The 23,975-nt window shown below is 68.3% G+C and carries 17 protein-coding genes; 8 read left to right on the top strand and 9 right to left on the bottom strand.

Annotated features, from left to right (window positions below; genetic code table 11):
• Window positions 1–17: 17 nt before the first annotated feature.
• The 6 genes from GVL12_RS14215 to GVL12_RS14190 form a co-directional block, all read right to left on the bottom strand.
• Window positions 18–689, bottom strand: a complete 672-nt coding sequence (locus GVL12_RS14215) for a DUF1028 domain-containing protein (protein WP_159915064.1) — start codon at window positions 687–689, stop codon at window positions 18–20.
• Window positions 686–1,117: a RidA family protein gene (locus GVL12_RS14210; protein WP_159915062.1), complete on the bottom strand. Its 432-nt coding sequence runs from the start codon at window positions 1,115–1,117 to the stop codon at window positions 686–688. The genes GVL12_RS14215 and GVL12_RS14210 overlap by 4 nt, the downstream gene beginning before the upstream one ends.
• Window positions 1,114–2,412 (bottom strand): NAD(P)/FAD-dependent oxidoreductase, encoded by a 1,299-nt coding sequence (locus GVL12_RS14205; protein WP_159915060.1) that lies wholly within the window; start codon window positions 2,410–2,412, stop codon window positions 1,114–1,116. Before GVL12_RS14205 ends, GVL12_RS14210 begins: the two co-directional genes overlap by 4 nt.
• 14 nt (window positions 2,413–2,426) lie before the next feature.
• On the bottom strand, window positions 2,427–3,536 hold the full coding sequence (locus GVL12_RS14200; RefSeq protein WP_159915058.1) for a TauD/TfdA family dioxygenase: 1,110 nt from the start codon (window positions 3,534–3,536) through the stop codon (window positions 2,427–2,429).
• Window positions 3,537–3,567: 31 nt separating this feature from the next.
• Window positions 3,568–4,566, bottom strand: coding sequence for a tripartite tricarboxylate transporter substrate binding protein (locus GVL12_RS14195; protein WP_159915056.1), 999 nt, complete (start codon window positions 4,564–4,566; stop codon window positions 3,568–3,570).
• Window positions 4,567–4,731: 165 nt separating this feature from the next.
• Window positions 4,732–5,688, bottom strand: a complete 957-nt coding sequence (locus GVL12_RS14190) for a LysR family transcriptional regulator (protein ID WP_159915054.1) — start codon at window positions 5,686–5,688, stop codon at window positions 4,732–4,734.
• Window positions 5,689–5,935: 247 nt separating this feature from the next.
• Here GVL12_RS14190 and recC point away from each other — a divergent pair, with 247 nt between their 5' ends.
• From recC to recD, 3 genes are read left to right on the top strand one after another with little or no spacing between them, the layout of a single operon-like run.
• Window positions 5,936–9,472: an exodeoxyribonuclease V subunit gamma gene (recC, locus tag GVL12_RS14185; protein ID WP_159915052.1), complete on the top strand. Its 3,537-nt coding sequence runs from the start codon at window positions 5,936–5,938 to the stop codon at window positions 9,470–9,472.
• On the top strand, window positions 9,469–13,155 hold the full coding sequence (gene recB, locus GVL12_RS14180) for an exodeoxyribonuclease V subunit beta (RefSeq protein WP_159915050.1): 3,687 nt from the start codon (window positions 9,469–9,471) through the stop codon (window positions 13,153–13,155). Before recC ends, recB begins: the two co-directional genes overlap by 4 nt.
• Window positions 13,152–15,254 (top strand): exodeoxyribonuclease V subunit alpha, encoded by a 2,103-nt coding sequence (recD, locus tag GVL12_RS14175; RefSeq protein WP_159915048.1) that lies wholly within the window; start codon window positions 13,152–13,154, stop codon window positions 15,252–15,254. Before recB ends, recD begins: the two co-directional genes overlap by 4 nt.
• A gap of 699 nt (window positions 15,255–15,953) precedes the next feature.
• On the opposite strand, the gene GVL12_RS14170 is transcribed toward recD, so the two are convergent.
• Entirely contained in the window at window positions 15,954–16,601 is a 648-nt protein-coding gene (locus GVL12_RS14170; protein ID WP_159915046.1) for a glutathione S-transferase family protein, read from the bottom strand.
• A 125-nt stretch (window positions 16,602–16,726) separates the two neighbouring features.
• On the opposite strand from GVL12_RS14170, the gene GVL12_RS14165 reads away from it, so the two are divergent.
• From GVL12_RS14165 to GVL12_RS14145, 5 genes are all read left to right on the top strand, one after another.
• Window positions 16,727–17,107: a hypothetical protein gene (locus GVL12_RS14165; protein WP_159915044.1), complete on the top strand. Its 381-nt coding sequence runs from the start codon at window positions 16,727–16,729 to the stop codon at window positions 17,105–17,107.
• A gap of 109 nt (window positions 17,108–17,216) precedes the next feature.
• Window positions 17,217–17,732 (top strand): copper chaperone PCu(A)C, encoded by a 516-nt coding sequence (locus GVL12_RS14160; RefSeq protein WP_159915042.1) that lies wholly within the window; start codon window positions 17,217–17,219, stop codon window positions 17,730–17,732.
• Window positions 17,733–17,892: 160 nt separating this feature from the next.
• Window positions 17,893–18,729: a PhaM family polyhydroxyalkanoate granule multifunctional regulatory protein gene (locus GVL12_RS14155; RefSeq protein ID WP_159915040.1), complete on the top strand. Its 837-nt coding sequence runs from the start codon at window positions 17,893–17,895 to the stop codon at window positions 18,727–18,729.
• Window positions 18,730–18,772: 43 nt separating this feature from the next.
• The gene (locus GVL12_RS14150) at window positions 18,773–20,116 is read left to right on the top strand and encodes an MFS transporter (protein WP_159915038.1); all 1,344 of its coding nucleotides are present in this window, start codon (window positions 18,773–18,775) and stop codon (window positions 20,114–20,116) included.
• A 15-nt stretch (window positions 20,117–20,131) separates the two neighbouring features.
• A complete protein-coding gene (locus tag GVL12_RS14145; protein WP_159915036.1) occupies window positions 20,132–21,211 on the top strand; it encodes a zinc ribbon domain-containing protein in 1,080 nt (359 codons plus the stop codon).
• Here GVL12_RS14145 and GVL12_RS14140 read toward each other — a convergent pair.
• Together GVL12_RS14140 and tgt are read right to left on the bottom strand one after the other, a co-directional pair.
• Window positions 21,188–22,651, bottom strand: coding sequence for a diguanylate cyclase (locus GVL12_RS14140; RefSeq protein ID WP_200843755.1), 1,464 nt, complete (start codon window positions 22,649–22,651; stop codon window positions 21,188–21,190). The two genes, GVL12_RS14145 and GVL12_RS14140, sit on opposite strands and share 24 nt — an antisense overlap.
• Window positions 22,652–22,764: 113 nt before the next feature.
• Window positions 22,765–23,937, bottom strand: coding sequence for a tRNA guanosine(34) transglycosylase Tgt (tgt, locus tag GVL12_RS14135; RefSeq protein WP_159915034.1), 1,173 nt, complete (start codon window positions 23,935–23,937; stop codon window positions 22,765–22,767).
• Between the last annotated feature and the right edge of the window lie 38 nt (window positions 23,938–23,975).

Below are 23,975 nucleotides of genomic sequence, written 5' to 3'. Positions count from 1 at the left end.
AGTTGGGTGCCGGCGTGTCACTCATTGCCGGGCACGCCATAAGACGGTGCGGCGTCGGGGCAGCGCGCACGCGTGATGTAGTCGCGCATCTGTGGTGCGTACTGGCGCCAGAGCTGGGACAGCGCGGCAATGGGCGTGTCCGACCAGTCGACGCGCAGGTCCACATGCGGCCAATCCTCGTGCTCATAGACGCAGATGCCGGCGGAATGCACGGGCCCGGCTTCTCCCCCCGCTGCCGCGCCGGCTTCCAGCGCTGCCAGCAGCCGCTCGGCCAGCAGATCCCCGGGCCGGGCTTCGAAGGCCTGGACCATGGCGGTCACCACGCCGGCATGGGCCAGCAGATTGCCGACCGCCACACTCTGCTCGCCTTGCAGCGTGGCGGTTTCGCCCAGCCCCTTGGCGCCGGTGAAAACGGCACTGCAGCCGTCGGCATCCAGGACGGCGATCTGCCGCCATTGCGCATGGGCGCGCGCGCCGACCAACTGGTCCAGCACGCCCGGGGCGCCATAGCCCTGGTTCAGCAACTGCAGGCCCAGAATGCCCAGGCGCGGATCGGTCACATTCTGCGAAAGCGTCACGCCGCGCGGCCCGGCCCACAGGCAGCGGCTGGCGACCGCCGGGCTCGAGCTGCTGATGACCGCGCCCAGCGCGCCCGTGCGTGCGCAACGTCCGGCAAGTGAAAAAGTCATGGCATTGCCTTTGGTGCATCGGGGATGACTGCGGTGGCATCGATCTCGACCAGCCATTCCGGCCGTGCGAGCGCCGACACGACAATGCCGGTGGAGACGGGAAACACGCCTTTGAGCCATTTGCCCACCACGTTGTAGACCTCTTCGCGGTAGCGGACATCCACCAGGTAAATCGTGATCTTGCAGATATGGCTGAGCTCGCTGCCGGCTTCATCCAGCAGCATCTTGATGTTGGCCATGGCCTTTTCGGTCTGCGCCGCGACATCGCCAACGCCCACGGATTCGCGGGTGTCCAGATCCTGGCCAATCTGGCCGCGCAGGAACACGATGTTGTTGGCGACCACGGCCTGGCACAGGTCGTTGTCGAGCTTCTGCTCGGGGTAGGTTAGCTGGGTGTTGAAGGGCCGGATGCGGGTATGGGGGGTCATGCTTTTTCCAATGGCTGCAGTGTGTCCGGCGTGCTCGGGCAAGCTTGCTGGGCGGGCACGTAGTTGAGATAGGTCTGTTGCTTGGCGATGTGGTCCGCTATGTACTTTGCGTCGTACCAGACGCCCCATATGAAGGACGACCCGCGCCGCGTCTGCCAGGGAAGACCCAGGAAATAGACGCCGGGCTCCGTAGAGATGCCGCGTTGATGGCGCGGTTTGCCGTTGTCGTCGACGGCACCGCTGGGCAGCCAGCGGTAGTCGGCGGCATAACCCGTGGCCCAGACGATGGCCGTGATGCCCGCGGCCTTGAGATCCAGCGACAGCAGCGGGTCCGCAGCGCGTGCCGGCAAGGCAAGCAACTCGCGCGCGGCGGGTTCTGGCGGAAAATCCAGGCCGTTGCGGGCGATGTAGGCATCGGCTTCGTCCAGCACCGAGAGATAGTTGCTGTTGCCATGCTCGATATTGCGGCGCAGGTCCGGCGCCAAGGTCAAAGCGCCGTTTTCAAAGCGCTCGGTTCTGCCGACCAGGGTCATCCCCGCGGCCGCCAGCCGGTGAAAGTCGACCGTGGCGCCGCCGTACGCGCCGCTCACCGCGATCGTCGTGTGTTCGGCGCCTGGGCTCGCTTCGGCATCCCATTGGTTGAGCACCCCCAGCCACCAGCAGAAATCGCGTCCGCGGTAGCTGCGCGGCGGCCTGTCGTGGGGGCCCACGGACAGATAGACGCGCTTGCCGGCGCGCAGCAGTTCGTCGGCGATCTGTACGCCCGACGAGCCCGCGCCAATCACCATCACCGCGCCTTCGGGCATCTGGCCCGGATTGCGGTAGGCGGCGGAATGCATTTGCATGACGTCCACCGTGTCCGGAATGAGCGGTGGAATGACGGGTATCTGGAAAGCCCCCGTGGCCGCGACCACCTGCCCGGCTTCGATGACGCCCTGCGAAGTTTCGACGCGAAAGCCGTGGCGGCCCTGAAGGCGCTGCACGTGCGTGACTTCGACGCCGCAACGGATGGGGGCGTTGAATTGCTGCGCGTAGGCGACGAAATAGTCGGCCACCTTGTCCTTGGGCACGAAGGCATCCGGGCTTTCGCCGGGGAATGCCAGTCCGGGGAAGCGGTCATGCCAGGCAGGACCGTTGGTCACCATGGAGTCCCAGCGTCCGGTCCTCCAGCGTTCGGCGATGCGGTCGCGCTCCAGCACAATGTGCGCGATGCCGTGTTGGGACAAATGCTCGCTCATGGCAACGCCGGCCTGGCCGGCACCGACGACGAGCACTTCTGTTTTCTCGATCGACATGGTTGTACCCTTGCTCAAAGCGGATTGACCAGCGGAGACTGGCCAGGAAGGGCACCTCCTCGAAGGCTCCCGGACTTCGAGGATCCCCACTGCACAGCATGTTCCGCCGGCAACTCCCGGCTGCCCGGCGGGGTCAGCCAGATGCGGTACAGCAGGCGCGCGGCCCCGCCCGTGGCATCGTTGGTGAACGCCGTGCGGCCGTGATAGGTCAGGTGCTGGTTCATGAACTGCATTTCACCCATCGCAAACGGCAGCTGTACGTGGAGCTCATCCGCGACGGCGTGCAGCAGGTCCAGGGCTTCGTTCTGCTGGGCAGTCAATGGCGGCACGCTGGCCACCTCCTGCGCCTGGTTGACATAGGTGCGTGAATATTGGCTGGTGAAGTCGCCGTTGGGCCCGATGGAGAAGACCGGCATGGCGAACACCTTGTCTTCGCGCTCACCTTCTTCGTCCAGGGGGCGCATACGCCAATAGGGCTGGTGCAGCACCGCCAGCAGATCCGGGCGGCGGCGGCCGATTTCGTTGTGGATGGCCACGCTCGAGACGATCTTGGATTCACCGCCGGCGATGCCGTTGGTCACGCACATCAAGGCCAGCAGATCGGTCTTGTCGGTGTGAAACCGCAGCGAGCCCGAGGAGGCCGAAATGGTGCGCGCCGACTTGATGGGCGCAGCGCCGCCCGCACCGGGCTGCTGGTATTCGAATTGCTGCCCACCCGTGAGGTCCTCGACGCGGCGAACGATCTCTCCCTGCCAGGTCTGGTAGACCGGCGTGCCCAGGTGGACGCAAAGCCCCCAGAAAATGCGTTGCGCGTCGTCCTGGCTCAGTGTCTCGACGGGAAGGCCGGCGATGCGCGCCAGTCCTGTGCCGCGCTCCAGCGTGTCGCCGAGCCAGGAGACCAGGGCTTCCAGCCCGGTGATGGGAAAATCCGACGCCGCAAAGCCGCTCACCGGCGCCGATCGCCCGGCCAGCGCTTTGGCCGCGCCCACCAGACTGTGCACTTCAGACGGCGACAGCGTCCAGCGCCAGCCGGGGTCGTTCATCAGCTCGTTGCCGGTCCAGGCGGAGCGCCCGTGGATGGGCGCAAGGTGAGAGGGCGGTACGTTGAAAGTTGGGTTTGGCATGGCTTTTCTTGTGGTCATGGATCGTCAGGCTTCAGGCACTCACTTGGATGCGGCCGACGCGCACCACTTCCGTCCAGCGTCGCACTTCCGATTCCACGAAATCTGCGTAGGCGCGCGCATTCAATGCGGTTTCGGGCGTGATGCCGAGCTCGATCATTTCCTTGTTCATCTTGCTGCGCCCAAGCATCTCGCGCAGGGCGACATTGATCCGGTCGGTGATGTCTTTCGGCATGCCCGGGCTGCCGCACAGACCGAACCAGGAACTGGCCGCGAGTTGGGGCCAGCCCAGTTCGGCGATGCAGGGTGCGTCGGGAAGCAGCGGCAGGCGCTGCGGCGTGTACACCGCCAGCACGCGCAGCGCGCCGCTGCGCACCAGGGGAAGGTGAGGCGGCAGCAGGGTGTCGCATAGCAGCGGCACCTGTCCCGCCAGCAGGTCGATCTGTGCCAGCGCCGAGCCGCGATACGCCACATGCTCCAGCGGGATGTCCAGTGTCTGGGCGGTGAGCTCGCCCGCCAGATGGCTCAGCGAGCCTATGCCCGCGGAGCCGTAATGCACCGATTGGCCGCTGGCCTTGGTGTCGCGGACCATGTCCTGCAGCGAACGCCACGGGGAGTCGGCGCGCACGATCAAGGCCATCGCACCGCGGCCAATCAGTCCGATATGCGTGAAGCCGTTGACGGCATCGAAGCCCAGCTCCTTTTGCGGGTAGAGCGCCGGGCCGCTGCCGTGGTTCGCCGAGCTGGTGGCCAGCAGCGTGTAGCCATCGCCCTTGGCCTGGGACACCATGCGCGTGCCGATGCGACCGCCTGCGCCCGCATAGTTTTCCACCGTGAAGGACTGACCGAACACGGTCGACAGCTCGGTTGCTATGCGCCGCGCCAGCAGGTCCACCGGACCTCCGGGAGCGAAGGCCACGACGATACGAACGGGGCGGTTAGGCCACTGGGCGGCATGGACGGGGGCCAGGGACGACGCGGCAGCCGCGGCGGCGGCACCCAGCAACTGGCGACGGTTAAGGGCGAAGGTCATAGCTTGGATCTGCCTAGGTTGGTTGAAAACGCAACCGGATGGGTTGCGAACATGCGTGGATTCACTGGCCGTGAAGCTGCAGAAAATCTTGTGCATGGGGGTTAATTTAGTGACGGCGCTGCATATGAAAAAGAAGTGTTTGCGTATGCAACGCAAAGCTTTTTTCTATACGTCTTCTTGGTGCAGCGGCTGCACCAGCTTGGTGTTTTCCGAGAGCACTTCGGTGCAGAACTGTTCAAAAAGATGCACGGCCTTGCGCTGGCGCATCGAGCGCAGCCGGGCGATTCCCAGCGTCATGGCCTGGGCTTTTTCCTGCACCTCGCAGATCGCGAATTCCTTGCCATCCACGGTGCATGTCGAGCGCAGCGGGAAATTCAGCATGCTGTAGCCCAGGCCATTGGCGACCATGCCGCGTATCACTTCAGGCTGTGAAGAACGAAAGGCGGCTTCCGGCTGGCGGCCAAAGACATCGAACAGGGACGCGAAATACTCCCGGCTGTGCGGCAGGTCCAGCATCACGTAGGGCTCGTCCAGCAGGCTGCTCAGCGACACCGCGCCCGCGCCCGCAAGACGGTGCTGCTTGGGCAAGATGATGTAGGGGGGCAGATCGACCAGAGGCGTGAACAGGATGTCTGGTGGAAGATCGAGGTTGTAGGTCAATCCGATATCCACGCGACCATCCTGCAGCCGTGCCAGCAGGTCCTGCTGGTCGGTTTCGCAGGTGTCGAAACGCATGCTCCTGTGCTGCGCCATGAAGCGGCTGATGAGCTGGGGCAGGAGCGATGGCGCCAGCGTGATCAGGCACCCCAGGTAGATCTGGCCGCGCATGCCTCCATCCAGGTCGCTGGCGGCGGTCTGCAGCTCATCCGCGCTTTTCAGCAGATTGCGCGCCAGCGCCAGCATGTCCTTGCCGGACTGCGTCAGTGAAAGGCCGCTGGCATGGTGCCGGATGAACAGCTGAACCCCGAACGAGTCCTCCAGATCCGCCAGGGTCGACGAAATGGCAGGCTGCGAGATGTGCAGCTGCTTGGATGCCGCGGTGAAGGACAGCGCCTCGGCGGTGACAACGAAGTACCGCAGCTGGCGAAGGGAATAGCGGGGCGGCGGCGTGGAAGAGTGCATACCTGCAATCCATAGGCAACTTACATGCCAAACGGCGTGCCAATTTGTTTTTCTGCGGCCCAGGGGAGCACGGGCCGCCTCGGGTTCAACGGGTGTGTCGATGGAGTCCTCGCGCCCGGGCCGCGCAGGCCCTTGCAGTCTCACGCTTCAAGGACTTTCTCCATGGCCTGAACAAGGCCCCGCGCCGCGTTAAGCTGTGCCCTTGGCGCAGCCGTCTGCTGACGCCCCCCTTCCAAGGAAAAAGACGTTGGCATCGACATTGCAGCCCGGGCTCATTGCCCTGCACGGCAACCGCACCGAAACCCTGGCCGAGACCGTGTTCTCGTGGCTGCGCGCGCACCCGCTGGCGCCCCTGGAGCAGGAAGTGGTGCTGGTGCAGAGCAACGGCATGGCCGAGTGGTTCAAGATGGGCATGGCGCAATCGCTGGGCGTGTGCGCCGCGGCGCGCGTCGAGCTGCCCGCGCGTTTCCTGTGGCGCAGCTACCGCCAGGTGCTGGGCGCGGCGGCCGTGCCGCGCCAGTCGCCGCTGGACAAGACCGCGCTGACCTGGCGGCTGATGCGCCAGCTGCCCGAATGCGCTGCGCAGGGCGGTTATGAGGCGATTGCTGGCTTTCTTGCGCCCGGAGATGCGGAAAGACTTTTGCAACTCTCCGAACGGTTGGCCGACCTTTTTGACCAATACCAGATCTACCGCGCCGACTGGCTCGACGACTGGGCCGCGGGCCGCGATGTGCTGGCCACGCCCGGGCGGCCCACGCTGGCCGTGCCCGAAGACCAGCTGTGGCAACCGAAGCTGTGGCGCTGCGTCTTGGCCGAACTCGATGAAGGCGAACGCGCGAGCACGCGGCCCCAGTTGCACCGCCAGGTGATTGCGACGCTGGAGAGCGGCGCGCCGCTGGCCCGGCCGCTCGCGCGGCGCGTGGTGCTGTTCGGCATGAGCCATCTGCCGCTGTCCATGCTGCAGACGCTGGCCGCGATGTCGCGCCACAGCCAGATCCTGCTGGCCGTGCCCAACCCCTGCCGTTTTCACTGGGCCGATGCGATCGACGGGCGCGAGCTGCTGCGCATGCAGCGCCGACGCCAGCCGCTCAAGAACGGGCGCGACCTGGCCCAGCTGCCGCTGGAAATGATGCATGCCCACGCACACCCGCTGCTGTCGTCCTGGGGCCGGCAGGCGCGCGACTATGTGCGCCAGCTCGATGCGTTCGAGACCGTCTTGCCAGAAGGCGCTGCGGCCGAGCTGCCGCGCATCGACATCTTCGACGAGGACGTGGACCCCGAGGCGCCGCTGCTGGCCCAGGTGCAGCAGGCCATTCGCGACATGGTGCCGCTGACCGAGCACGCGCATGGCGCCGTGGCGCGCGCCGACCGCTCCATCGTCTTTCACAGCGCGCACAGCATGGTGCGCGAGCTGGAAGTGCTGCACGACCAACTGCTGGCGCTGCTCGCCGAACCCGCTGCGCCCGGCGGCCAGGCACTGCAGCCGCGCGATGTGGTGGTGATGGTGCCGGCCATCGAAGGCGTGGCGGCGTCGATTCGCGCGGTGTTCGGCCAGTACGGCCGGCATGACGCGCGGCATATTCCGTTCGACATTGCCGACCTGAGCGCCAGCGACAACAACCCGCTGGTCGCGGCGCTGCAGTGGCTGCTGCGCCTGCCCCAGCAGCGCTGCCGCCTGAGCGAACTGCGCGACCTGCTCGACGTGCCCGCAGTCGCCGAGCGCTTCGGCCTCAAGGCCGAAGACCTGCCCCAGCTCAGCGCCTGGATGGCGGGCGCGGGCATTCGCTGGGGGCTCAATGCCGAGCAGCGCGGCGCGCTCGGGCTTGCGGCCTGCGGCGAGCAGAACAGCGCCTGGTTCGGCCTGCACCGCATGCTGCTGGGCTTTGCCAGCGGCAGCGGTGCGTTCGACGCCGATGACGCCACGGGCCTGGCGCAGATCGAGCCCTATGCAGAAGTCGGCGGCCTGGGCGCCGAGCTCGCGGGACAGCTCGCGACGCTGCTCGAACGCCTGCTGGCCTGGTGGTCGCTGGCCGGTGAAGCCGCCGACCCCGCGGGCTGGGCGCAGCGCTTTCGCCAGCTGCTTGCCGATTTCTTCGCGCCGCAGACCGACAGCGACCGCGCTTTGCTGTCCGCGCTCGACAACGCGCTCTCATGCTGGCTCGAGGCCTGCGAGCTCGGCGGCTTCGATGACCCGGTCGAGCTGGTCGTCGCCCAGCAGGCCTGGCTGGACATCGTGCAGCAGCCCTCGGTCGACAGCCGTTTTCGCGCCGGCGGCGTGACGTTCTGCACGCTGATGCCCATGCGCGCGATTCCGTTCGAAGTCGTGTGCCTGCTGGGAATGAACGACGGCGACTACCCGCGCCGCGCAATGCGCAGCGATTTCGATCTGATGGCCTTGCCGGGCCAGTTGCGCCCCGGCGACCGCGCGCGCCGCGACGATGACCGCCAACTGATGCTCGAAGCGCTGCTGTCGGCGCGGCGCATGCTCTACATCAGCTGGGCCGGGCGCAGCGTGCGCGACAACAGCGAGCAGCCGCCTTCGGTGCTGGTCTCGCAACTGCGCGACTACCTGGCCGCGGGCTGGGTGGGGGAGGGCGGCGATCTGCTCGCGCAGCGCACCTTCCACCACCCGCTGCAGCCGTTCAGCCGCCGCTATTTCTCGCCCGATTCCACGCTGCGCACCTATGCGCGCGAGTGGCGCGCCGCGCATCTGCTGCGCGAGGACGACCCGGCCGCGGCCGTGCCTGCGCTCGCGCCGTTTGTTCCCGATATCGAGGTGCCGCTGACGCTCGCCCAGCTGCATGGCTTTGTGCGCCACCCGGCGCAGGCGTTTTTCCGCCACCGGCTCAATGTGCGCTTTGAAAAGGACGCGGAGCTGAGCTTTGACGAAGAGGCCTTTGGCCTGCAGGGCCTGGCCGGCTACAGCGTGATCGAGCAGCTGCAGACCCAGGTTGTGGCCGATATCGAAGCTGCGCCGGCCACGGGCATCGCGCTCGAGCAGCGCGTCGCCGGCCATCTGGCGCGCATAGAGCGCGCGGGCACCTTGCCGCTGGCCGGCTTGGGCACGCGCAAGCGCGCCGAACTGCAGGCGGCCGTGCTGCCGTCGCTGCAGTCGTGGCTGGCCCACCGCAATCGGTTCGACCGGCCGGTACAGCGCCAGCGTTTGCATTTCGCCCAGGACGGCCTGGTGTTCGAGGACTGGCTCGACGACCTGCGCGTGCCCGACCGCGATGGCGAAGCCGTGCCCGCCTGGATCGTGCTGCAGGCGCGCGCGCTGCTGGGCACGCGCGGCGAAGTGCGGCCGGCTTCGGTGCTGCTGCCCTATCTGCGCAGCCTGGTGGCCGCGGCCTGCGGCGTGCAGGTCCAGGGCATTGTCGTGGGGCGCGATGCCACGCTGGCGCTGCGGCCCATGCCGACGGGTGAAGCGATGGCGCAGTTGCAGACGCTGCTGCAGGTCTGGCAGGCGGGCCAGGACAGCCCCTTGCCGCTGCCGCTCAAGACCGCGCTGGCCGCCGCGGCTACTGCCGCCGCTGCGGGCGACGACCTCGCGCGCGCCGAGACCGCCTACGAAGGCGATGGCTTTGCCCAGGCTGGTGAGGCCGACGACGCCTGCTGGGCGCGGCTGTTTCCCGATTTCGACGCACTGGTCGACGACGGCCGTTTCGCGCCGCTGGCCGAAGCCGTGCACGCACCGCTGCTCGCCTGGCTCGCCGATCAGGTGCAGGTGCTGGAGCCGGGGACCCTGGCGCCGGTAATCTATCTGTTGCCGCAGGAGCTGGCATGAGCCATGTATTGAATGCACATGACTTCCCGCTGTGGGGAAGTCGCCTGATCGAAGCCAGCGCGGGCACGGGCAAGACCTGGACCATTGCCGCGCTCTACCTGCGGCTGGTGCTGGGCCATGGCGGCGAGAACGCCCACCCGCGCGCGCTGGTGCCCTCCGAAATCCTGGTCATGACCTTCACGCGCGCCGCGACGCGCGAGCTGTCGGACCGCATACGCGCGCGCCTGACCGAAGCCGTGCAATGCTTTCGCGGCGAACGCCAGCCCGCAGAGCACGATACGCTGCTCCAAGGCCTGCTGGCCGACTACCCTGACGGGACGGAGCGCACTGCAGCCGCCTGGCGGCTGGCCATGGCCGCCGAAGCCATGGACGACGCGGCGGTGTTCACCATAGACGCCTGGTGCCAGCGCATGCTGCGCGAGCATGCGTTCGACAGCGGCAATCTGTTCGACGAGGAGCTCGCGGCCGACGAGGAACAACTGCGCCGCGAAGCCGTGCAGGACTACTGGCGCCAGCAGTGCTACCCGCTGGGCGGCGAGCTGCTGGAAACCGTGCTGGGTGTCTGGAGCGGGCTCGATGCGCTGGCGCAGGACATGCGCGGCCTGCTCGACCAGGCCGTGGACTCCGCCGCGGGCGTTGGCAGCCTGGCCGACGCCGTGCAGGCCGCGCAGGCCGAACGCGCCACTGCGCTGACTGCACTCGCCCAGGGCTGGGGCGCGCAGGCGCAGGCGCTGCGCGACTGGCTTGACGCGCAAGTGGTCCAGTCGGGCGCGCAGTGGGACGGACGCAAGCTTGCGCCGCGCCATTACACGGGCTGGCTGCAAAGCGTGATCGACTGGGCCGACAAGCCGCTCGAAGTCGAGTTGACCTTGACCGATTCCGCGCGCCATCGCCTCAGCCCCAACGGGCTACTCGAAGCGCGTAAAAAGGGCGCGCCCGCGCTGGCCGTGCCGCCAGGCTTTGCGGCATTGCAGCAGTTGCTTGCCGACCTGGCGCGGCTGCCCGCATTGGGCAGCCGGCTGCGCCTGCATGCCGCGGCGCGCGTGCTCCAGCGCCTCGCCCAGCTCAAGCGCCAGCAGGGCACGTTCGGCTTTGCCGATCTGCTGCAGCGGCTGGACCGCGCGCTGGCGGGCGACAACGGCGCGGCGCTGTGCGCGCGCATCCAGGCGCAGTACCCGGTCGCGCTGATTGACGAATTCCAGGATACCTCGCCGCTGCAATACCGGCTGTTCGAGCGCATCTACCGCACGCCGGCCAATGACCCGCAGACGGCGTTGCTGCTGATCGGCGACCCCAAGCAGTCGATCTACGGCTTTCGCGGCGCCGACATCTACAGCTACCTGCAGGCGCGCGACGCCACGGCCGGGCGCCACTATGTGCTGGGCACGAACTACCGCTCGACCCAGGCGCTGGTCGATGCCGTCAACCACTGGTTCGGCCAGGCCGAGCAGCGCGACGGCGCGGGCGCTTTCATGTTCCGCACGCCAGGTGACGAAAGCAATCCCTTGCCCTTCGTGCCGGTCCAGGCCCAGGGCCGCAAGGAAGTGTTTCTCAGCGCCCAGGGCCCGGTGCCGGCGCTGCAGCTGCAGGTCGAGCTCGATCCGCTGCAGACCGCCAAGCGCGCGCAGCGCGGCTTCGCGGCGCGCTGCGCCGAGCAGATCGTGCAGTGGCTCAACGACCCCGCAGCCGGCTTTGCCGCGCCCGGACAGCCGCTGGCCCGGTTGCGCCCGGCCGATATCGCGGTGCTGGTGCGCACCGGCAACGAAGCGCGCGCCGTGCGCCGCGAGCTCGGCGCGCGCGGCGTGGCCTCGGTCTATCTGTCCGACAACGAATCGGTGTTTGCCGGCAGCGAAGCCCAGGACCTCGTGGTCTGGCTGCACGCGGTGGCCGCGCCGCGCGATGCGCGCGCCGTGCGCGCGGGGCTGGCCACGCGGCTTCTTGACCTGTCGCTGGATGAATTGGGCTGGCTCGCGGCCGACGATGAAGCCTTTGACGCGCGCTGCGAGCAGCTGCGCGCGCTGCAGGGCGTCTGGCAGGGCCAGGGCGTGCTGGCCATGCTGCGCCAGACGCTGCACCAGTTCGATCTGCCCGCGCGCTGGCTGGCCGAAACCGGCGGCGAGCGCCGGCTGACGAACTACCTGCACCTGGCCGAACTGCTGCAGAGCGCGAGTGCCCAGCTCGAAGGCGAGCATGCGCTGATCCGCTGGCTGGCAACGCAGTGCGCGGGCGAAGGCAGCCACAGCGACGAACAGATCGTGCGGCTGGAGAGCGACGCCGACCTGGTCAAGGTGGTCACGGTGCACAAGAGCAAGGGGCTTGAATACCCGGTGGTGTTCCTGCCGTTTGCCTGCAGCTTCCGCGAGATCAACCGGCGCATGGACCGCTTCGTGAGCCTGCCGCTGCCCGAAGGCGGGCGTGCGCTGCGCCTGGACTACGACGATGCCGAACTCGCCCAGGCCGACGATGAGCGGCTGCGCGAAGACCTGCGCCTGCTCTACGTGGCGCTGACGCGCGCGCGCCATGCGCTGTGGCTGGGCCTGCCCATGCTGCAGGCCGCGCGCAGCAAGGCCGCGACCACCCTCAATCACAGGAGCGCGACCGGCTATGCGCTGGCCGGCCCGCAGGAACGCACGCCCGACGACTGGCGCGCGCTGCTGGCCGCGTTCAGCGCGGGCCAGGCCAGCGTGCAGTGGCAGGCGGTGCAGGACGCGCCCGCACGCAGCGCGCTGCAGGCGCGCGAAGCGCTGCCGCAATTGCTCGATGCGCCGCCTTACGCCGCGCAGTTCGACCGGCGCTGGGGCATAGGCAGCTTTTCCTCGCTGGTGCGCGCGCTGGCCGCGCCTGCGCTGCCGGTCTCGCCCGTGCCGCTGCTGCAGCCCGCGGACGACGAACGGCCCATGGACGCCGAAACCGTTGTCCCGCCTGCGGCGCCAGCCCATGGCGCGGTCTGGCACCGCTTCATGAAAGGCCCGGTGGTCGGCAACTGGGTGCATGACGAACTCGAATGGCTGGCCGGCGAGGACTTTGCGCTCGAGGCCGACGGCCAGGGGCCGCTGGCCCAGCGCCTGCTGCAGCGCAGCGCGCGCGCGGGCCGAGGGGCCCAGGCGGCAGACCTGCTGCAGTGGCTGCAGGCCGTGGTCCACCACCCGCTCGTGCCGCTGGGCGTGCCGCTGTCGGGGCTGGACCAGGTGCTGCCCGAAATGGAATTCTGGCTGCCCGCGGCGCGCCTGCCCGCGCCCGAAATCGACGCGCTGTGCCAGCAGCATCTGCTGCCCGGCCAGCCCCGGCCGTCGTTGCCCGCGCGCCAGCTGCACGGCATGCTGATGGGATTTGCCGATCTGGTGTTCGAGCACGATGGCCGCTACTGGGTGCTCGACTACAAGACCAATTTCCTGGGGCGTGACGGCACGGCCTATGGCGCCCCCGCGCTTGCCGAAGCCATGGCCGCCCACCGCTACGACGTGCAGGCCGCGCTCTATCTGCTGGCCTTGCACCGGCTGCTGCAAAGCCGGCTGGGCGAGGCCTACGACCCCGCGCGCCAGCTGGGCGGCGCGCTCTACTTCTTCGTGCGCGGCATCGACGGCACGGCGCAGGGCATGCACGTCGTTGCGCCTTCGCTGGCGCTGCTCGATGCACTCGGCACGCTGCTCGACACGCCCCAGACGGAAACCCTCCTGCCATGAAACCCGTCGACAACCTGACCCTTGACCTGTTTGCCGATCAGGAAACCGCAGCGCCGCCCCCGGCCACGCCGGCGGACGTGCTCTCCACCTTGCGCGACTGGAGCGAGCAAGGCCTGCTGCGCCACCTCGACACCGCGCTGGCGCGCTTCATTGCCGCGCAGGACCCCGAGGCCGCGCCCGCGCTGCTCGTGGCCACGGCCATGCTGGTGCAGATGGAAGGCCGCGGCCACAGCTGTCTGCCGCTGGCCACGCTGGTCGCCGAGCCGAACGCGGTGCTGGCCTGGCCCGCGGACGCGCAGGACGGCCTCCACGCGCTCTGGGCGCAGTTGCCCACGCGGCTCGCGCCCTGGCAGCAGGCGCTGGCGCGCAGCCCGCTGGTGCGCGTCGCCGACAGCGCGCCCGACCAGGGCCAGCCGCTGGTGCTGGGCGGGCCCGCCGACGCGCCCTTGCTTTATCTGCGCCGCTACTGGGACTATGAGCGCCAGGTCGCGGCGCAGATCACCGCGCGCAGCACGGCCGTGCTGCCGGTCGATGCGGCCGAAGTGAAGAACTGGCTGGCCAGGATGTTCGCGCCGTCGCCCGAGGCTTTCGACTGGCAGCGCCTGGCCTGCGCGGTCGCGCTGCGCGGCCGCTTCTCGGTGATCACCGGCGGGCCGGGCACGGGCAAGACCTATACGGTGGCGCGCCTGCTGGCGCTGCTGTTCGCGACCGCGCCCGAACCCGAGCGGCTGCGCGTGGCGCTGGCCGCGCCCACGGGCAAGGCCGCGGCGCGGCTCAAGCAATCCATCGACGCCTCGCTCAAGGATTTGCACGCCAGCCTGGGCGGCGCGCTCGATCTCGAAGCGCTGGTGCAGCGCGTGGGCGCGGCGCGCACGCTGCACTCGCTGCTGGGCGCACGCCCCGATACCCGGGCGTTTGCGTTCCACCACGGCAAGCCGCTGGACGTGGACGTGCTGATCGTCGACGAAGCGTCGATGATCCACCTCGAAATGATGGCCGCGCTGCTCGACGCGCTGCCGGCCACGGCGCGCGTGGTGTTCCTCGGCGACAAGGACCAGCTCGCGTCGGTTGAAGCCGGCGCCGTGCTCGGCGACCTGTGCCGCAGCGCCGAAGCCGGCCATTACACGCCCGGGACCGCGCGCTATGCGCTGGCCGCGGCCGGCCAGCAGTTGCCGCACGCCTATCTCGCGGATGCCGATCAGGCATTGCCGCTGGCCCAGCAGACCGTGATGCTTAGGACCAGCCGGCGCTTTGGCGGCCCCATAGGCCAGCTCGCCCAGGCCGTGAACTGCGGCGACAGCGCACGCGCGCTGGCGCTGCTGCAGGCCGGCGAGGGCGGGGTGCTGCGCATGCGCGAAGGCACGCCCGCGACCAGCGTCTGGCAGATGGCCGTAGAGGATGCGCCAGGCCGTGTGAACTACCAGGCGTTTGCGCAGGCACTGGCCGCGCGCCCGGCGCTGCCCATGGCGGCCGAAACCCATGCCGAATGGGTGCGCAGCGTGCTTATCGCGTTCGAACGCTTTCGCCTGCTGTGCGCGGTGCGCGAAGGCGATTGGGGCGTGGCAGGGCTCAACCGCGCCGTCGAGAAAGCGCTCGCGGCCCAGAGCGCAATCACGCCGCGCGGCGAGTGGTATGCGGGCCGGCCGGTCATGGTCACGCGCAACGATGCGGCGCTGGGCGTGTTCAACGGCGACATCGGCGTGGCGCTGCCGGGCGCGGCACCCGGCGCCGGGCTGCGCGTGTATTTCATGGACGGGCCCGAGTTGCGCGCCGTAGGCGTGAGCCGGCTGGCGCATGTCGAGACCGCGTTTGCGATGACGGTGCACAAGAGCCAGGGTTCGGAATTCGAGCACACGGCGCTGGTGCTGTCGGCCCATGCGGGCAGCGTGCTCGGCCGCGAGCTGGTCTATACCGGCATCACGCGCGCCCGCAAGGCCTTCACCTTGATGGCCCAGGCGCCGGGCCTGCTGGCCACGGCCATCCACAGCCCCACGCAACGCGCCAGCGGGCTGCTGCGGTTTCTGCAGCAGGAGGCGCTTGCGGCGCGGGAGGCGCCTTCTTCGGCACCGCCGGACGAGTTGGCGCCTTGGGTTGATTGAGCTTCCAAGGCACCGTGCAGGTTTGGCGGAGATACGGTACGCCCTGAAACGCCCTTCGACGGGCTCAGGGCGAACGGCTGCTGGGAGTTTGAGGCCGGTGTTTGCGCCCCCGCTCGTCCTGAGCGGGGTAAGCGAGACGGGTCTCGCAATGCGTTGACAAGAAACAGCGTGCTCAAGTTAAAGCACGGCCTCAAAATCCCGTTCGTCCTGAGCGGGGTAAGCGAGACGAAGTCTCGCAATGCGTTAACAAGAAACAGCGTGGCATGAGGGCAGGCCGTTCATGGTGCGACGGGCGCGCCGAGCGAGGCTCACCACGAACGGTTTTTCCCGTTCACCCTGAGCTTGTCGAAGGGTCAGTCTTTTGAGCGTAGGCCACTCATCGCCGCTGTTTGCCCAAATCGGTCACTTTCTAAGTCATTGATTTATTTGGGGGGAAAAGCTGTTTCTTGAGAGCCTGTCGAAGGATGAACTGGCGCACTGGCCTAGGGTGGAGACACCCTTCGACGGACCCGCCTAGGCAAGCTCAGGGCGAACGGCCATTAGCTATTCGTTTTGGAAAAAATCATGACTTTGCGACCGCTGTTTGCACAAAACCGACCATTGCTAAGTCATTGATTTATTTGATCAAAAAAGCTGTTTCTTGAGAGCCTGGCGCAGGGCATCTTGTCGAAGGATGAGCGCCCCGCCCTCAAGCCAAGTTCACTTCGGCACCATGCGCGCCAGCAACTGCGCGGTATTGGACTTGCGGTCAGCCTGCATTTGCTGCACTGCCGGGCGCTCGCCCATGCGTGCCAGATAGTCGCGCACCGGCAGGTCGGCGAGCACGTCGCGGCCGCCGACGACCTTGCTCGCGGCGCTGACCAGCGGCAGGTGGGCGATCGCGCAGCAGTCGGCCAGCGTGAACTGTTCGCCCGCGATGAACGGGCTCCAGCGTGCGAGCTGGCCCAGCGCCCGGGCGTTCTTGTCGAGCTGGACCATGGTGCGATCGCGCACGCCGTCGCTGACCTTGCCGCCGAAGAAGGCCTGGGGGTAGAGGTTGCGCGCCACGAGTTCGAGGTGCAGGTCGAGGTACAGGCACAGCTCGCGCACCTTGGCCGCGGCGAACGGGTCGGCAGGCAGCAGCGGCTGCGCGGGATGGGCGGCCTCGATATATTCGAGTATCACCGCCGACTCGCTGAGCGCACCCTGCTGCGTGCGCAGGTAGGGCACCTTGCCCAGCGGCGAAGCCGCGGGGTCGGTTTCACCGAGCCAGGCGAGCTCTTCCTCGAACGCCACGCCTTTCTCTAGCAGCGCGAGCTTGACTTTGTTGTAGTAGTTGCTGGCAGAAAAACCACAGAGCTGGAGCATGGGAATCCTTGATGGTCGGGGAAGGAAGCGACGAGGACGCCCGTCGCGCTGGCTGCACGCCATGCTAGGCGATCGCGCAAGGGTCTTGCGTCCCGCAGATGACGGCCCCTGCCTACAATGCGAGGATGTCCTGGCTGCGCTCCTCCTCCCCTGCGTTGCTGCCCTCGCGGCAGACGGGGCTGGTGCGCGCCCTCCTGGCCGCCTGGCTGCTGGTGCTGGTTGCCGGGCTGTTCACGCCCTGGGTCCAGGCACGCAGCCTCGATGCCGTGTGTTCGGGCGCGGGCCACCGCAGCTATGTGCTGGGGCCCGACGTGGACGGCCTGGCGCATGCGCTGCATGGGCTCGACTGCCCGCAGTGCCTGCCGCAGCTGGCCGCGCCGCCGCCGACGCCGGGCGCGCAGCTGGCCGCGGCGCCGTATGCCGCGCAGCCGCAGCGCCCGCAGGCCATGGCCTGGACGCCAGTGCCAACGGCTTGCCCGCCGCCGGCGCGGGGGCCGCCTGTGTGATGACTGAAAGGGCTGGCCGCGCCTGCGCGGCGCAGACCCTTGTTTTTCCCGGGCCTGGCCCCGGACGCTTTCATCACACAAACTCCCCGCAGGGGACTAGAGCATTCGCATGACAAAGAACCAATGGATTTCCCCTTTCATCGTCGCCGCCGCCCTTGTGGCCGGTTTTGCCGGCAACGCGTTGGCCCACCCCGAAGCCGCGCATGTCGAGGTCGAAGGCGCCTGGGTCCGGGCCACGGTCCCCGGCCAGCAGGGCACGGGCGGCTTCATGCGCCTGAAGGCGCGCGAATCGATGACGCTGGTCGGCGTGCGCTCGCCCGCGGCCGGCGTGGCCGAAGTGCACGAAATGAAGATGGATGGCGACGTGATGCGCATGCGCGCCATCAGCGCACTGCCGCTGCCCGCGGGCAAGACGGTCGAGCTCAAGTCGGGCGGCCACCATCTGATGCTGCAGCAACTCAAGGCGCCGCTGCTCAAGGGCAGTGAAGTGCCGGTCACGCTGGAGTTCAAGGACGCCAAGGGCGAGCTGTCGCGCCTGCACCTGCGCCTGCCCGTGGCGACTGCGGCGCCCGCAGGCGCGACCGCTGCTGCGGACCATGGCCACGGTCACGGTCACGCGCATTAACAAGGCACGGCCCTTGCTGCCCCCATGCCGGGGCATGCCAATTTTTGTGGACAGCATGGTGGTGCGAACGCTGGATCGCCGCTACAGTAGTTATCGTGGTGCGGCCCCGGCCCGGCTGGGGTTGTTGCATGATGTCTCCATTTCCCCAGCGAGGTAGGCGATGAGCAATCCCAACGGTTCCGATCCTTTCGGCTTTGCCAAATTCATTCCCGGCTTTGAATTCCTGCAAAGCCTGTCGCAGGGCGCGGCCGGTGCTGCGGGCGCCGGTGCCGAGGCGCCACTGGCGGGAATGGCGCAGTGGGTCGCACCCACGGTCAGCGTCGAGGAAATCGACAAGCGCATCCAGGAGCTGCGTGCCGTGCAGTTCTGGCTCGAACAGAATGGCCGCGCGCTCACGGCGACGATCCAGGCCCTCGAAGTGCAGAAGATGACCCTGGCCGCGCTGCAGAGCATGCAGGGCGGCATCAACGATTGGGCCAAGGCCTCGCCGTTCAAGATGCCTGAGGCCGGCACGGCGGCCGCCGCTGCGCCAGTCAGCGCTGCGCCCCCGCCAGCGCCAGCGCCAGCGCCTGCCACGCCGCCCGCGGAGGCCCCTGCGGGGGCCGACCCGGCTGCGGCCGCAGGCGGTCCTGCCACCGGCGCCGTCGACCCGCTGCAGTGGTGGGGCGCGTTGACCCAGCAGTTCCAGCAGATCGCGACCCAGGCGCTGCAGGAGCCCGCAGGCCAGAAAGTCATGGAAGCCGGCACGCAGATGGCCGGCGAGTTCGCGCGCAGCGCGATGCAGTCCGCAGCAGACCTGGCCAAGGCCGTGCCTGCGGCGGCGGCCATGCCCTCAACTACCAGGCCCGCAGCCAAGGCCCCCGCGCCTGCGGCAAAGAAGGCCGCGCCGCGCAAGCCAGCCCCGGCCCCGGCAGCTGCCGCGCCCAAGGCTGCGCCGCGCAAGCCTGCGGCAACCAAGACCACGGCGGCCCGCAAGACCCCGCGCCGCGCGTCCTGAGCGCGGCACAATGCCGGCTGCTTACACCTGAAGGATTGCCGGCATGCATGACGATGGCGCGGACCGCCCCAACCAGTACGCGCTGCTGCGCCAGCGCCGCTTCGGCCCTTTTTTCTGGACCCAGTTCGCGGGCGCGGCGAACGACAACCTGTTCAAGTTCGCGTTCACCGTCCTGGTGACCTACCAGCTGAGCGTGTCCTGGCTGCCGCCTTCGCACGCCGGGCTGGTGATAGGCGCGCTGTTCATCCTGCCCTATCTGCTGTTCTCGGCAACGTCGGGCCAGCTCGCCGACAAATGGGACAAGCGGCGCATTTTCGTGCTGACCAAGAACCTCGAGATCGCGATCATGGCGCTGGTCGCCTGGGGCATGCTGGTGCAGAACGTGCCGCTGCTGCTGGCCTGCATTTTCCTGATGGGCACGCATTCGACGCTGTTCGGCCCGGCGAAGTTCGCCTACCTGCCCCAGGTGCTGTCCGAGCGCGAGCTCACGGGCGGCAATGGCATGGTGGAGATGGGCACTTTTGTCGCCATCCTGCTGGGCAATGTGGCCGGTGGCCTGCTGGTGGCCGTGCCCGAGGTGGGCCATCTGCAGGTCGCGGTGGCCGGCTTGGTGCTCGCGCTGCTGGGGCGGCTGTCGGCGCAGTTCATTCCCGCAGGGCCGGCGACCGACCCGGGTCTGCGCGTCAACTGGAACCTGTTCAGCGAGACCTGGCGCAACCTGCGGCTCGCGCATGCGCAGCCCGTGGTGTTCCGCTCGCTGCTGGGCATCAGCTGGATGTGGTTCTTCGGCGCGGTGTTCCTGGCCCAGTTTCCGGCGTTCGCGAAAGAGGTGCTGCACGGCAGCGAGCAGGTCGCGGCGCTGCTGCTGGTGGTGTTTTCCGTGGGTGTGGGCGTGGGCGCGCTGCTGTGCGAGCGCCTGAGCCGCGCGCAAGTCGAGATCGGCCTGGTGCCGCTGGGCGCGCTGGGCATGAGCCTGTTCGCTGCCGACCTGTACCTGGCCGTGCGCAGCCTGCCGCCAGCCAGTCTGATGGATGTGTCGGCCTTCCTGGCCCGGCCCGCGCACTGGCGCGTGGTCGCCGACCTGCTGCTGCTGTCGATGGCGGTAGGGATCTACAGCGTGCCGATGTACGCGCTGGTCCAGCTGCGCAGCCAGCCCACGCACCGCGCGCGCATCATTGCCGCGAACAATATTCTCAATGCGCTGTTCATGGTTGCGAGCAGCGTGATCGCGGGCGCGCTGCTGTCCGCGGGCTGCAGCATTCCGCAGCTGTTCCTGATCATCGCGGGCGCCAATCTGCTGGTGTCGATGGCGGTGTTCCTGCTGGTGCCCGAATACCTGTCGCGCTGCCTGGCCCTGGTGCGCCAGCGCGCGCCTGTTGAATCCTGAGTCCAAGGAGCATCCATGAGCAAAGCCTTGCGTCTGCCCGAGAAATGGTTTCGCCGCGGCCTGTGGCTGGTGGCCTTCGTGTTTGCCTGGTTCCTCGTGGGGCTGGGCAGCCTGGTGGTCGGCGACCTGCCGCAGGTCGAGAGCGTGCAAAGCATCGAAGACTTCATGCCGCCCGAGCGCGCGGCGCAGGTCAGGCTGCAGCAGCAGACCGCCGAGCAGCTGCGCGACCAAGCCGCGAGCGCGCTGGAGCAGGCCGAGCTCAAGTACCGCGCGGCGCGCAAGGCCTATGCCGCGGCGCGCGAAGCCTTCGACAACTGGGTCGCGACGCGCAGCGCCACGCAGCGCGCGGACCAGGACGCTGAACTGCTGGCGCGCACGCGCGCGCTCGACCAGCTCAAGGAAGCCGAGCGCCGCGCGGGCGTGGCCGTCGAGGCCCAGCAGCAGCAGCAACTCGATGCCCAGCAGGCGCTGTCGCGTGCCGCAAGCGAATGGCGCGCGCTCAACGACGGCGCGCGCACGCAATGGCAGGCGGCGCAGCGCGCGCAGGAGCTGCGCGTGTTCCTCTACCGGCTGGCATTGACCCTGCCGCTGCTGCTGGTTGCGGGCTGGCTGTTCGCGAAAAAGCGCCGCAGCAACTGGTGGCCGTTCGTCTGGGGCTTCATCTTCTTCGCGCTGTTTGCCTTTTTCGTCGAACTCGTGCCGTATCTTCCGGATTACGGTGGCTATGTGCGCTATATCGTCGGCATTGTGCTCACGGTGGTGCTGGGCCGCGCGGCCATCCAGGCGTTCAACCGCTACCTCGAGCGGCAAAAACGCCAGGAGGCCATGCCCGATGCCCAGCGGCGCGTGGAGCTGAGCTACGACACGGCGCTGTCGCGCCTGGCCAAGGGCGTCTGCCCAGGCTGCGAGCGCGTCGTCGACCTCAAGGACCCGGGCATCGATTTCTGCCCGCATTGCGGCATCGGCCTGTTCGACCGCTGCGGCAGCTGCGCGACGCGCAAGAGCACGTTCTCGCGCTTTTGCCATGCCTGCGGCACGCCCGCCGCGGCCGCCCCTGCGCCGCAGCCCTTGTCAGATAGCCAGGTTCTCGACTAGCGCGGCGCTTTCAGCACCGGTGGGGCTGAGCTTCCAGCCGTCGCGGCCGGCGGCCTTGGCCTGGTAGAGCGCGACATCGGCGCGCTGCAGCAACTGCGCCAGCGTTTGCGGCCTGCCATCGGTCAAGGCCACGCCTATGCTTACCGTGACCTGCAGCACCGGGCCCTGCGGCAGCGCCAGCCGCTGCGCGCGCACCGCGGCGCAGATGCGTGCGGCAATCTGCTGGGCCGCAGCCGCGCGCACGCCCGGCAGCAGCACGGCGAATTCTTCGCCCCCCACGCGCCCGAGCAGGTCCTGGGTGCGCAGCACCTGGCCCACGGTCCGGGCGAAGGCGTGGAGCAGGGCGTCGCCTGCCGCATGGCCATGGCGGTCGTTGACCTGCTTGAAGTGGTCGAGGTCCAGCATCAGCACGGCCGCGGGCTGGGCCGGGTACTGCAGGCGTTCGAGCAGGCGCTGGCCCTGGCTCAGAAAAGCGCCACGCGCGAGCACGTCGGTCAGCGAGTCGTGGCTCACCGCCCGGTCGAGCTGGCGCAGCAACTCGGTGCGCGCAATCTGCGAGCAGGCCACGGCCAGCGGCCCCATGGACAGCAGCGTCAGGCCCAGCCGCAGCGACACTGCGAGATCGAGCCCCTCGGGCGTGAAGTTCATGACGCCCACGGACATGGTGGCGATCTTCCAGGTGCAGACCAGCAGGCTCAGCAAGGTGGTGGTGAACAGGCTGTAGGCCAGCGCGCACCACAGCAGCGAGGGCACGGTGAAGGCCAGTGCGCCCGGGCCGCCGAGCGCGATGGCCGCGTACTCGGTCGCGATCACGGACAGCAAGGGCAGTGCCAGCGGCAGCGAAGCGCGCGACCTGATCCGCGCAAACCAGCGGCTCGGGCTGCAGGTCGGGGTGCTGAGGATCAGCGGCAGGATCAGCATGAAGTTCATCAGCTCGGTGCTGAACCACATCATCGCGGTCTGGGGCCAGCTTGCCTGGAACAGCACAGGGCCGGTACCGGCGCCGACCAGGGCCGATCCCGCGGCCGCGAGGGTGCAGCCCACAAGCAGATACAGCACCGAAGTCTGGCGCCGCAGGTACAGCCGAGGTGCGTCGAGACGGCGCAGGAACCACCAGCCGCAGGCCACGCCGCAGAGGTTCGCCGCCGAGAGCCAGACGGCGGCCAGCAGGCTGCTGCCGGTGAGCAGGTCGGCCAGCACGAGAGCCACCAGGGCCACCAGCCAGGAAGTCTTGCGCGCGAGCGAGGGCCAGCGCAGCAGCATGCCCAGCAACATGGCATTCGCCGGCCAGAACGAGGCCAGAAAACCGGTCGGCCGGCTCAGGATGCCGGCCAGGCAGGCGAGGAACAGGCTCAGTCCCAGGCCCATGATGCCCGCCATCGGGGCGAGCGCGAGAAGCGAGGCGTTGCGCGAGGCAGGGACGAAAGGGGGCAAGGGCATGTATGGGGCGAGGAACCGTGGGCCCAGGCAATATAGCGGGCACTGCCCTGTGCCTTTGTCAATTCTTGTCAGATGGCGGGCCGCGCGCGCCGGGCGCGGCCCGCTTCAGGGACTCAGACGCCGCGCGCGCGGTCGCTCTTGAACTGCGCGCGGAACGCGGCGAACGTGCCGCTGTCGAGCGCATTGCGCACTTCCTGCATCAGATTCAGGTAGTAGTGCAGGTTGTGGATGGTGGTCAGCATGGGGCCGAGCATTTCGCCGCAGCGGTCGAGGTGGTGCAGGTAGGCGCGCGAGAAGCCGTCGCGCCCGCCCGCGTCCCAGCTCACGCCCGCGCTGCCCGCGCAGGCATGGCAGGTGCAGGTGGTGTCGATAGGCTGGTGGTCGGTCTTGTGGCGCGCATTGCGCAGCTTCAGGTCGCCGAAGCGCGTGAAGATGGTGCCGTTGCGCGCATTGCGCGTGGGCATCACGCAGTCGAACATGTCGACGCCGTCGGCCACGCCCTGCACCAGGTCCTCGGGCGTACCCACGCCCATCAGGTAGCGCGGCTTGTGCGCCGGCAGGCGGTGCGGCGTGTGGGCCATGATCTGCAGCATCAGGTCCTTGGGCTCGCCCACGCTCACGCCACCGACCGCGTAGCCGGGGAAGTCCATCTCGACCAGCGCGTCGAGCGACTCCTGGCGCAGGTTCTCGAACATGCCGCCCTGGACGATGCCGAACAGCGCGTTCGGGTTTTCCAGGCGCGCGAACTCGTCCTTGGAGCGCTGGGCCCAGCGGCGGCTCATTTCCATCGACTTGCGCGCTTCGGCCTGCGTCGTCAGGTGGCCCTTGGTCTCATAGGGCGTGCACTCGTCGAGCTGCATCACGATGTCGGAGTTGAGCGTGGTCTGGATCTGCATGCTCACTTCGGGCGACATGAACAGCTTGTCGCCGTTCACGGGCGAAGCGAAGTGCACGCCTTCCTCGGTGATCTTGCGCATCGCGCCCAGGCTCCAGACCTGGAAACCGCCCGAATCGGTCAGGATGGGCTTGTTCCACTTCTCGAAGCCGTGCAGGCCGCCAAAGCTTTGCATGATGTCGAGGCCGGGGCGCATCCAGAGGTGGAAGGTGTTGCCCAGAATGATCTGCGCGCCCATCTCTTCGAGGCTGCGCGGCATCACGCCCTTGACGGTGCCATAGGTGCCCACGGGCATGAAGATCGGGGTCTGGATCACGCCGTGATTGAGCGTGAGCTGGCCACGGCGCGCGTGGCTGGAGGGGTCGTTTTGGAGGAGTTCGAACTGCAGCATGGGCGCCATTGTCCCAGACTGCCTGTGGGCCGTGCTTC

Origin of the sequence: Pantoea sp. 18069, assembly GCF_902706035.1 — a bacterium.
Taxonomy (GTDB): Bacteria; Pseudomonadota; Gammaproteobacteria; order Burkholderiales; family Burkholderiaceae_C; genus Comamonas.
This window is presented reverse-complemented; position numbering and strand designations above follow the sequence as displayed.

What these genes read in the sequence shown, in the direction of transcription:
- GVL12_RS14155 (WP_159915040.1), top strand. Translation starts at nt 17,893, where the DNA reads ATGAGCAATCCCAACGGTTCCGATCCTTTCGGCTTTGCCAAATTCATT.
- tgt (WP_159915034.1), bottom strand. Translation starts at nt 23,937, where the DNA reads ATGCTGCAGTTCGAACTCCTCCAAAACGACCCCTCCAGCCACGCGCGC.
- GVL12_RS14170 (WP_159915046.1), bottom strand. Translation starts at nt 16,601, where the DNA reads ATGCTCCAGCTCTGTGGTTTTTCTGCCAGCAACTACTACAACAAAGTC.
- GVL12_RS14200 (WP_159915058.1), bottom strand. Translation starts at nt 3,536, where the DNA reads ATGCCAAACCCAACTTTCAACGTACCGCCCTCTCACCTTGCGCCCATC.
- GVL12_RS14190 (WP_159915054.1), bottom strand. Translation starts at nt 5,688, where the DNA reads ATGCACTCTTCCACGCCGCCGCCCCGCTATTCCCTTCGCCAGCTGCGG.
- GVL12_RS14160 (WP_159915042.1), top strand. Translation starts at nt 17,217, where the DNA reads ATGACAAAGAACCAATGGATTTCCCCTTTCATCGTCGCCGCCGCCCTT.
- GVL12_RS14205 (WP_159915060.1), bottom strand. Translation starts at nt 2,412, where the DNA reads ATGTCGATCGAGAAAACAGAAGTGCTCGTCGTCGGTGCCGGCCAGGCC.
- recD (WP_159915048.1), top strand. Translation starts at nt 13,152, where the DNA reads ATGAAACCCGTCGACAACCTGACCCTTGACCTGTTTGCCGATCAGGAA.
- GVL12_RS14165 (WP_159915044.1), top strand. Translation starts at nt 16,727, where the DNA reads ATGTCCTGGCTGCGCTCCTCCTCCCCTGCGTTGCTGCCCTCGCGGCAG.
- recB (WP_159915050.1), top strand. Translation starts at nt 9,469, where the DNA reads ATGAGCCATGTATTGAATGCACATGACTTCCCGCTGTGGGGAAGTCGC.
- GVL12_RS14145 (WP_159915036.1), top strand. Translation starts at nt 20,132, where the DNA reads ATGAGCAAAGCCTTGCGTCTGCCCGAGAAATGGTTTCGCCGCGGCCTG.
- GVL12_RS14140 (WP_200843755.1), bottom strand. Translation starts at nt 22,651, where the DNA reads ATGCCCTTGCCCCCTTTCGTCCCTGCCTCGCGCAACGCCTCGCTTCTC.
- GVL12_RS14195 (WP_159915056.1), bottom strand. Translation starts at nt 4,566, where the DNA reads ATGACCTTCGCCCTTAACCGTCGCCAGTTGCTGGGTGCCGCCGCCGCG.
- GVL12_RS14215 (WP_159915064.1), bottom strand. Translation starts at nt 689, where the DNA reads ATGACTTTTTCACTTGCCGGACGTTGCGCACGCACGGGCGCGCTGGGC.
- GVL12_RS14210 (WP_159915062.1), bottom strand. Translation starts at nt 1,117, where the DNA reads ATGACCCCCCATACCCGCATCCGGCCCTTCAACACCCAGCTAACCTAC.
- GVL12_RS14150 (WP_159915038.1), top strand. Translation starts at nt 18,773, where the DNA reads ATGCATGACGATGGCGCGGACCGCCCCAACCAGTACGCGCTGCTGCGC.